Source organism: Saccharopolyspora sp. NPDC047091 (assembly GCF_040643635.1).
Classification (GTDB): Bacteria; Actinomycetota; Actinomycetes; order Mycobacteriales; family Pseudonocardiaceae; genus Saccharopolyspora_C.
This window is the reverse complement of the sequence record NZ_JBEYUS010000129.1, coordinates 1-6953: the sequence shown is the minus strand read 5'-3', so window position 1 is coordinate 6953 and position 6953 is coordinate 1. Positions and strand designations below refer to the sequence as shown.

9 protein-coding genes are annotated in these 6953 nt (G+C 73.1%); 5 read left to right on the top strand and 4 right to left on the bottom strand.

The window, feature by feature from the left end; all coding sequences use genetic code 11:
* Together ABZ805_RS28895 and ABZ805_RS28890 are read left to right on the top strand one after the other, a co-directional pair.
* The coding region (locus ABZ805_RS28895) for a DJ-1/PfpI family protein (RefSeq protein ID WP_358446994.1) at positions 1-409 on the top strand (409 nt) is incomplete at its 5' end.
* Positions 410-495: 86 nt separating this feature from the next.
* Positions 496-711, top strand: a complete 216-nt coding sequence (locus ABZ805_RS28890; RefSeq protein WP_358446991.1) for a DUF2277 domain-containing protein — start codon at positions 496-498, stop codon at positions 709-711.
* A 209-nt stretch (positions 712-920) separates the two neighbouring features.
* On the opposite strand, the gene ABZ805_RS28885 is transcribed toward ABZ805_RS28890, so the two are convergent.
* Complete coding sequence (locus tag ABZ805_RS28885; RefSeq protein ID WP_358446988.1) at positions 921-1418, bottom strand: methylated-DNA--[protein]-cysteine S-methyltransferase; 498 nt, start codon at positions 1416-1418, stop codon at positions 921-923.
* A gap of 111 nt (positions 1419-1529) precedes the next feature.
* Here ABZ805_RS28885 and ABZ805_RS28880 point away from each other — a divergent pair, with 111 nt between their 5' ends.
* Together ABZ805_RS28880 and ABZ805_RS28875 are read left to right on the top strand one after the other, a co-directional pair.
* Entirely contained in the window at positions 1530-2144 is a 615-nt protein-coding gene (locus ABZ805_RS28880; protein ID WP_358446985.1) for a TetR/AcrR family transcriptional regulator, read from the top strand.
* Positions 2145-2557: 413 nt separating this feature from the next.
* A complete protein-coding gene (locus ABZ805_RS28875) occupies positions 2558-3226 on the top strand; it encodes a M15 family metallopeptidase (RefSeq protein WP_358446982.1) in 669 nt (222 codons plus the stop codon).
* Between the two features lie 94 nt (positions 3227-3320).
* Here the strand turns inward: ABZ805_RS28875 and ABZ805_RS28870 are convergent, their stop codons facing one another.
* Together ABZ805_RS28870 and ABZ805_RS28865 are read right to left on the bottom strand one after the other, a co-directional pair.
* The gene (locus ABZ805_RS28870) at positions 3321-4928 is read right to left on the bottom strand and encodes an NAD(P)/FAD-dependent oxidoreductase (protein ID WP_358446979.1); all 1608 of its coding nucleotides are present in this window, start codon (positions 4926-4928) and stop codon (positions 3321-3323) included.
* A 103-nt stretch (positions 4929-5031) separates the two neighbouring features.
* Positions 5032-5235: a hypothetical protein gene (locus ABZ805_RS28865; protein WP_358446976.1), complete on the bottom strand. Its 204-nt coding sequence runs from the start codon at positions 5233-5235 to the stop codon at positions 5032-5034.
* 207 nt (positions 5236-5442) lie between these two features.
* Here ABZ805_RS28865 and ABZ805_RS28860 point away from each other — a divergent pair, with 207 nt between their 5' ends.
* Positions 5443-6363 (top strand): polysaccharide pyruvyl transferase family protein, encoded by a 921-nt coding sequence (locus ABZ805_RS28860; RefSeq protein WP_358446973.1) that lies wholly within the window; start codon positions 5443-5445, stop codon positions 6361-6363.
* Positions 6364-6600: 237 nt separating this feature from the next.
* Here ABZ805_RS28860 and ABZ805_RS28855 read toward each other — a convergent pair.
* On the bottom strand, positions 6601-6953 hold a 353-nt coding region (locus tag ABZ805_RS28855), incomplete at its 5' end, for a GNAT family N-acetyltransferase (RefSeq protein WP_358446971.1).

Here is a 6953-nt window from a genome sequence, read left to right as displayed (position 1 = left end):
GGACGGCCCGGTCGCCGAGGCGATCACCGAGGTGCTGGCGGAGGCGGCGCGCTCCCCGCTCGGCCCGCTGCTCGCGGCGGCCGTGCACCGGCCCGGCACCGCTGTCGCCACCGTGTGCGGCGGATCGGTGCTGCTCGGCATGACCGGAGCGCTCGTCGGCCGCCACGCCACCACGAACCGGATGGGGCTCGCCGACTTCGCCCGCACCGGTGCCGAGGTCGTCGACGCGCGGCTCGTGGAGGACGGCGACCTGCTCACCGCCGGCGGCGTCACCTCGGGCGTGGACCTGGGTCTGCTCCTGCTGGAACGCGAGGTGGGGCCGCTGGTGGCGCGCGCCGTCGAGGACCTCTTCCACCACGAGCGCCGCGGTACGGTCTGGCGCGCCGAAGGTCCCGTCCCCGCCAGGTGATCGCCGTCCCGGAACCGCACGCCCCGCCGCGCTACCAGGGGTCGCGACCTTGGCCGGATGCCGGTCGGCGGAGGACCATCCGGAGCATGTGCCGAAGCATCAAGACCCTCCGCCCGCCGTACGCGGAGCAGGTGACCGAGCAGGACGTGCGCGCGGCCGCGCTGCAGTACGTGCGCAAGATCTCGGGGTTCCGCGCGCCCGCCGCGCACAACGCCGCGGCGTTCGAGCGAGCGGTCGACCAGGTGGAACGAGCGACCGCCGAACTGCTCGACTCCCTCCAGATCCGAGGCTCCCACCCCTGACCTGGTTCAACTGCCTGTCAGCGGCGAAGCCGCTGAGCCGCCGACCACCAGAGCAACTCGCACCGCCACGGGTTCTCAGCGGCTTCCTCGCGAGGACAGCGTTTTCTCCTGTGGCGGAGCCACCGGTGAAAACGATCCCGCAGCGAGGAAACCGCTGAGGTTCCGCCACCCGACCCGAGCAACAGGAGCGGTGCGATCCCGTCAGGGGGTCAGAACAAGCGCCCCGCGGTTTCCGGCGGGGGTTCTTCGAGGGCCAGCAGGTAGCGCTTGCGGTCCAGGCCTCCGGCGTAGCCGGTGAGGCTGCCGTCGGCGCCGATCACCCGGTGGCAGGGCACGATCACCGGCAGCGGGTTCTGCCCGTTGGCCGCGCCCACGGCCTGCGAGTAGCCCACGTCGCCGAGCCGCCGCGCCAGCGCCCCGTAGGTGGTCGTCTCGCCGTACGGGATCTCCTCCAGCAGCGTCCACACGCGCAGCTGGAACGGTTCGCCGCGAGGTGCGAGCGGCAGGTCGAACCGGGTGCGCCGCCCGTCGAAGTACTCGGCGAACTGCCGCTCGGCCGCCGCGAACAGCTCGGTGTCGGCGGGCTCGCCGAGGTCCTCCCGGCGGTGCCTGCCGCCCGCGAAGTGCACCGCGGACAGCGCGTCGTCCCGGGCGATGAGGGTCAGCTCGCCGAGCGGTGTGCCGATCACCGCGTGCACCGTGCTCATGGCCTGCTCCCGTCTCGCGTGTCGGTACCACTATGCAGACGCGCGGGGCGGCGCGGACGTGAGGGGCGCACGCAGCTCCAATGGAAAATTCCTGCTGGAATAATCATGCCCATGACGACGGCACCACCCGCACGCCCGGCGAAGCGCGGCCGCCCCGGTTACGACCTGGACTCCCTGCTGGCGGTGGCGGTGGAGCTGTTCAACGAACGCGGCTACGACAGCACCAGCATGGAGGACCTCTCCCGCAAGCTCGGCATCAGCAAGTCCGCGATCTACCACCACGTGCCCAGCAAGCAGGACCTGCTCCGGCTGGCCACCGAGCACGCACTGGACGGCCTGTTCGCCACCGCCGCCGAGGCGCGGGAGCAGGACGCGCGAGCGGTCGCCCGGCTGGAGCACCTGGTGCGCGGCAGCGTGCTCGTACTGGTGGACCGGCTGCCGTTCGTCACCCTGCTGCTGCGGGTGCGCGGCAACACCCCGGTGGAGCGGGCGGCGCTGGAGCGGCGCCGCGAGTTCGACCAGCTGGTGACCGACCTGGTCACCGAGGCGGTCGCCGACGGGGACCTGCGCGCCGACCTCGACCCGGCGACCGTGGGACGGCTGCTGTTCGGCATGGTCAACTCGCTGTCCGAGTGGTACCGCCCACGCGGCGGGGTGGGGGCCGCGGAGCTCGCGGACACCGTGGTGGCGATGGCCTTCGACGGGCTGCGGGCGCACCGGGGCTGACATCGCCGTTCCGGACGGGGATCGGACCGCCTCGCGGCACCGGACGGGGTTCCGGCCGCCTCGCCGCCACCGGACGACCCCGGAGGCGGAGGCCGCGCACGGTCACGGCCTCCGCTCTCCACCAGGTGGGGCCGCGGCGACAGCACCGGTTCCGGGGCTGGGGGCCGTCTGCGAATGCTCCCGCCGGAGCACCGTCGCGCCATCGGAATGCGTCCGCTTCGGGGCCGGACTGCGGTCTCCGGATTCCGCGACCACTGATCCCACAACGTGATCGTGTCCCGGGCACTGTCCATTCGCAACACAAGACCACCCGAATGCTCCCCGATCGTGGGGAAAACGCCCCTCCTGGCACTCGATTCCACGCCCGTTCACCCGCACACTCGACGGGGAACCGGCAGAAGGAGGGTTCGGCCATGCGGCAGTCCCGCGGATCGGCACCGCACCGGTGGCTCATCGCAGCGGTGGCGGGGGCGCTGGTCGCGTGCGGGAATCCGCAGCCGCCCGCGGGCGAACCGGCACCGCGGTTCACCTCCGAGGTGCGGCCGGTGGACGCCGCCCGGCTCGGCGCCAGCTGGCACCCGGGCTGCCCCGTGAGCCCGGACCGGCTGCGGCTGCTGCGGTTGAGCTACGTGGGCATGGACGGGCAGCAGCACCTCGGGGAGCTCGTGGTGCACGAGGACCGGGTGCGGCGGACGGTCGACGCGTTCGCCCGGCTGCACGCGCTGCGGTTCCCCATCGAGCGGATGCGCCCCGCGGGGGACTTCCCCGGCGCCGAGGACGAGACGTCGATGCGCGCGAACAACACCTCCGCGTTCAACTGCCGCGGGATCTCCGGCAGCGGCTCGTGGTCGCAGCACGCCTACGGACGAGCGGTGGACGTGAACCCGCTGCTCAACCCGTACCTGAGCTCGGAGGGCGACCTGCAACCCGCCACCGCGGGGCCGTACCTGGACCGCTCCCGCCGCGATCCGGGGCTGCTGCACGACGGGGACGCGGCGGTGCGGGTGTTCACCGACGCGGGCTGGACCTGGGGTGGTTCCTGGCACGATCCGAAGGACTACCAGCACTTCGAGCTGCCGTGACCGCCGATCTCCGGCCGCGAGTGAACGCGTCCGGGGCGCGGCCGCCGGGTGCCGCCCGGAACGGGGAGAACCCGCGCCGGCCGGGGGAATCCGCTCAGACCGGGGTGAAACCGCGGTACCCGGTGGCCGCGACCTCCTCGCAGATCTGCTCGTACACGTCGAGTCCTGCGACGTAGGGCATGAAGACCCGGGGTTTCCCGGGCACGTTCGCGCCCACGTACCAGGAATCCGCCTGCGGGAACAAGGTTTCCTCGGCGACCTCGCGGACGTGCGCCACCCAGCCGCGCTGCGCCTGCTCGGTGGCCTCGATGCCGCGGAAGCCGCCGTCGCGCACATGTTTCAGGCAGCGGGCGGTCCACTGCACGTGCTGCTCGATGGCGCAGACCATGTTCGTCAGCACCGACGGGCTGCCCGGACCGGTGATCAGGAACAGGTTCGGGAAACCGGCGACGGCGAGCCCGAGGTAGGTCACCGGCCCGTCCCGCCAGGCGTCGGCGAGCGCGGTCCCGTCCCGGCCGCGCACGTCGATCCGGTTCAGCGCCCCGGTCATCGCGTCGAACCCGGTGGCCAGCACCAGCGCGTCCAGCTCGTGCTCCGCTCCCCCGGCCCGCACCCCGGCCGGGGTCACCGCCTCCAGCGGGTGCTCCGCCAGGTCGACGAGGGTGACGTGGTCCTGGTCGTAGGTCTCGAAGTAGCCGGTGTGCAGGCAGAGCCGCTTGGAGCCGATCGGATGCCCGCCGGGCAGCAGCCGCCGCGCGGTCGCCTCGTCCCGAACGGCGGCGCGGACCTTGCCGCGGACGAAACCGGCGAGCTCGTCGTTGGCGCGCTGGTCGGCCATGACGTCGGCGAACGCGCCGAGCAGGCCGAACCCGCCGTCGTGCCACCGCCGCTCGTACTCCGCCTTGCGGCGCCGCGGGTCGACGTCGAAGGTGTTCTGCTCGTTGTCCTCCCGGTGCATTCCGCCGGCGCTGGCCCGGTTGGCGGCTCGCCGCTGCGGGTAGGTCGCCTTGACTCGGCGCAGCCGCTCCGGGTCAAGCGGGCCGTTGCGGGCGGGCACCGCGAAGTTCGGCGTCCGCTGGAACACGGTCAGCGCTCCCGCGCGCCGCGCCAGCTCCGGGATCGCCTGGATCGCCGAGGAACCGGTGCCGACCACCCCGACCCGCATCCCACCGAAGTCCACATAGGACTCTGGCCAGGACCCGGTGTGATAGGTGGGGCCGCGGAAGTCGGCCAGCCCGGGCAGGTCCGGTGCCCGCGGCACCGACAGGCACCCGGTCGCCATGACGCAGAATCGCGCCACCAGCGGCGGACGTCCGGTCGCGCGCACAGTCCAGCACGTGCCGCCCGGATCGAAGCGGACCGAGGTCACCCGGGCCCCGAACTCGATGTCGCGGCGCAGGTCGAACCGGTCGGCGACGTGCCGCAGGTAGCGCAGGATCTCCGGTTGGGCCGCGTAGCGCTCCGACCAGTCCCATTCCTGGTCCAGTTCCGGGGAGAACGAGTACGAGTAGTCCACGCTCTCCACGTCGCACCGCGCCCCGGGATACCGGTTCCAGTACCAGGTTCCGCCGACGTCCGACCCGGCTTCCAGCACTCGCGCGGTGAATCCGCGGGACCGCAGCTCGTGCAGCGCGTACAGGCCGCTGAATCCGGCGCCGACCACCACGACGTCGACGTCCGGTTCCGCTGCCGCAGTGCCCATCGCCGCCCCCGCTCGCACGCGGTTCTCCGCTTCGCAGCGGGGAATCTAGTGCAGCGGCGGGGACGGTGACGAGAGAAGTCACCGAGGTGGCCGAGCGCCCGGGTCAGGCCGCGGACGGACCTCCGGATCGCGCCTGCGGCACGCCCCCGCCCCTGCCCTCGTCCGGGTCGAGGCCGAGCATGTCGAGCAGTTCGGCCAGCTGGGCGGCATCGCGCGCGTGGTGCGCGGTGGCGCGCACCGCCCGCGACCGCTCCTGCGGCGTCGGCTCGTGCGCGTCGGCCTGCTGTGGTGTGGGTCGTGCCTGCATTCGCCCGTCCTCCCCCGAGTGGTTCCGTGCGGTCGCCGATACTGCCACCCGCACCGCAGGGCGACACGGCCGAAAGTCCCTGCTCGCGCGGGCCGGGACGCGGGTCGCCTGGAGGTGCCCGAGTGGGGGAACCCTCGTGCCGCGCGTGGTTGAACCGGCCCGGGACCGGGCACTTCCGGAGGGCGGGATCGTCGACGAGGAGCTCACGTGCGTGTCCTGATCACGGGTTGGCCCAGCTTCCTGCACTCCGAGTTCTCCGCGGGCGACGTGGCGGCCATGCGGCGGGTGGCGGATGCGCTCGGCACGTCGGGCATCCCGCACGACCTCGCGTGGAGCCCGGTGCTGATCCCCGGGTCGCTCACCCTGGACGACGCGGATCCGGGCGACTACACGGATCTCGTGTTCGTCAGCGGCCCGGCGCACGGCAGGCAGGTGGAGGAGCTGCACCAGCGGTACGCGCGGTGCAGGCGCATCGCGGTCGGCGTCACGGTCATCGACGAGCAGGCGCCCGCGGTGCGCGGTTTCCACCACGTGCTCGCCAGAGACCGGCCGCGGGTTCCGGCGGCGCGGGATCTGGCGGCGAGCGGTTCGATCAGCCCGACGCCGGTGGCGGCGATCGTGGTGTCCCACGGGCGCCGCGAGTACGGGCCGCTGCGCAGGCACGACGGCGTGCACCGGTACCTGCTGAACTGGATCGGGCGGACCGAGTGCGCGCCGATGGTGGCGGACCTGCGGCTGGACCGGGTGAACGCGCGGCTGTGCTCGACGGCCGACCAGTTCGCCACGCTGCTCGGGCGGGCGGACGTGGTGGTGACGTCCCGGCTGCACGGCCTGGTGTTCGCGCTGGCGCAGGGGATCCCGGCGATCGCGGTGGACCCGGTGGGCGGCGGCGGGAAGGTCTCGGCGCAGGGCGCGGCGTGGCGGTGGCCCGCGGTGCTGTCCTCCGAGGAGCTCTACGACGGCGGCGACGGGCAGGCGGGCGCGCTGCTGGACCGCTGGTGGCAGTGGTGCCTGGGCCCGGAGGGCAGGGAGCTGGCCGCCGACCGCGCCGCCCAGGCGGCGGAAGCCGGCCGCCACCAGCTCTCCGACTTGATCGAACACCTCCGCGCCACGACCCCCGCCGAATGACCGATCAGCGCCACTGAGCGCGGCACCCCGCGATCAGTGACGTCTTCCGGTCAACGGCGAAGCCGCTGAGCCGCCGACCACCCCAGCCCCCGGCACCGCAGCGGGTTCTCAGCGTCCTCCTCGCGAGGACAGCGATTTCTCCGGTGGCGGAGCCGGCTGTGAAAATCGATCCCGCAGCGAGGAGGACGCTGAGGTTCCGCCACCCCACCCATCGCAGCAGGAGTCCGACACGAGGCGTCAGCCCAAGTCGCCAGGCCGGATCCGGTAGACGCCGAGGGGACGGTCGTAGTACTTGGTGGTCTCCCCCACCCATTCCATCCCGAGCCGCTGCGCGGTGGCGTGCGCGCGGTCGTTGGCGGGGTCGACGACGGCGAACAGTTCGATCGCTTCGTGCTCGAACGCCCAGCGGATGAGCGCGCCGGTCGCTTCGGAGGCGTAGCCGTACCCCCAGGCGTTGGGCCGCAGGTGCCAGGCGACTTCGACGTCTTCGTAGTGCGGTGGCAGCGGCCGGAGCTCGGCGCCGCCGATGATCTCGCCGGTGTCGCGGTGCTCGTAGGCCCACCGGCCGAGCGGGGGCGGGAGTTCGCGCT

What these genes read in the sequence shown, in the direction of transcription:
- ABZ805_RS28890 (WP_358446991.1), top strand. Translation starts at nt 496, where the DNA reads ATGTGCCGAAGCATCAAGACCCTCCGCCCGCCGTACGCGGAGCAGGTG.
- ABZ805_RS28885 (WP_358446988.1), bottom strand. Translation starts at nt 1,418, where the DNA reads ATGAGCACGGTGCACGCGGTGATCGGCACACCGCTCGGCGAGCTGACC.
- ABZ805_RS28880 (WP_358446985.1), top strand. Translation starts at nt 1,530, where the DNA reads ATGACGACGGCACCACCCGCACGCCCGGCGAAGCGCGGCCGCCCCGGT.
- ABZ805_RS28875 (WP_358446982.1), top strand. Translation starts at nt 2,558, where the DNA reads ATGCGGCAGTCCCGCGGATCGGCACCGCACCGGTGGCTCATCGCAGCG.
- ABZ805_RS28870 (WP_358446979.1), bottom strand. Translation starts at nt 4,928, where the DNA reads ATGGGCACTGCGGCAGCGGAACCGGACGTCGACGTCGTGGTGGTCGGC.
- ABZ805_RS28865 (WP_358446976.1), bottom strand. Translation starts at nt 5,235, where the DNA reads ATGCAGGCACGACCCACACCACAGCAGGCCGACGCGCACGAGCCGACG.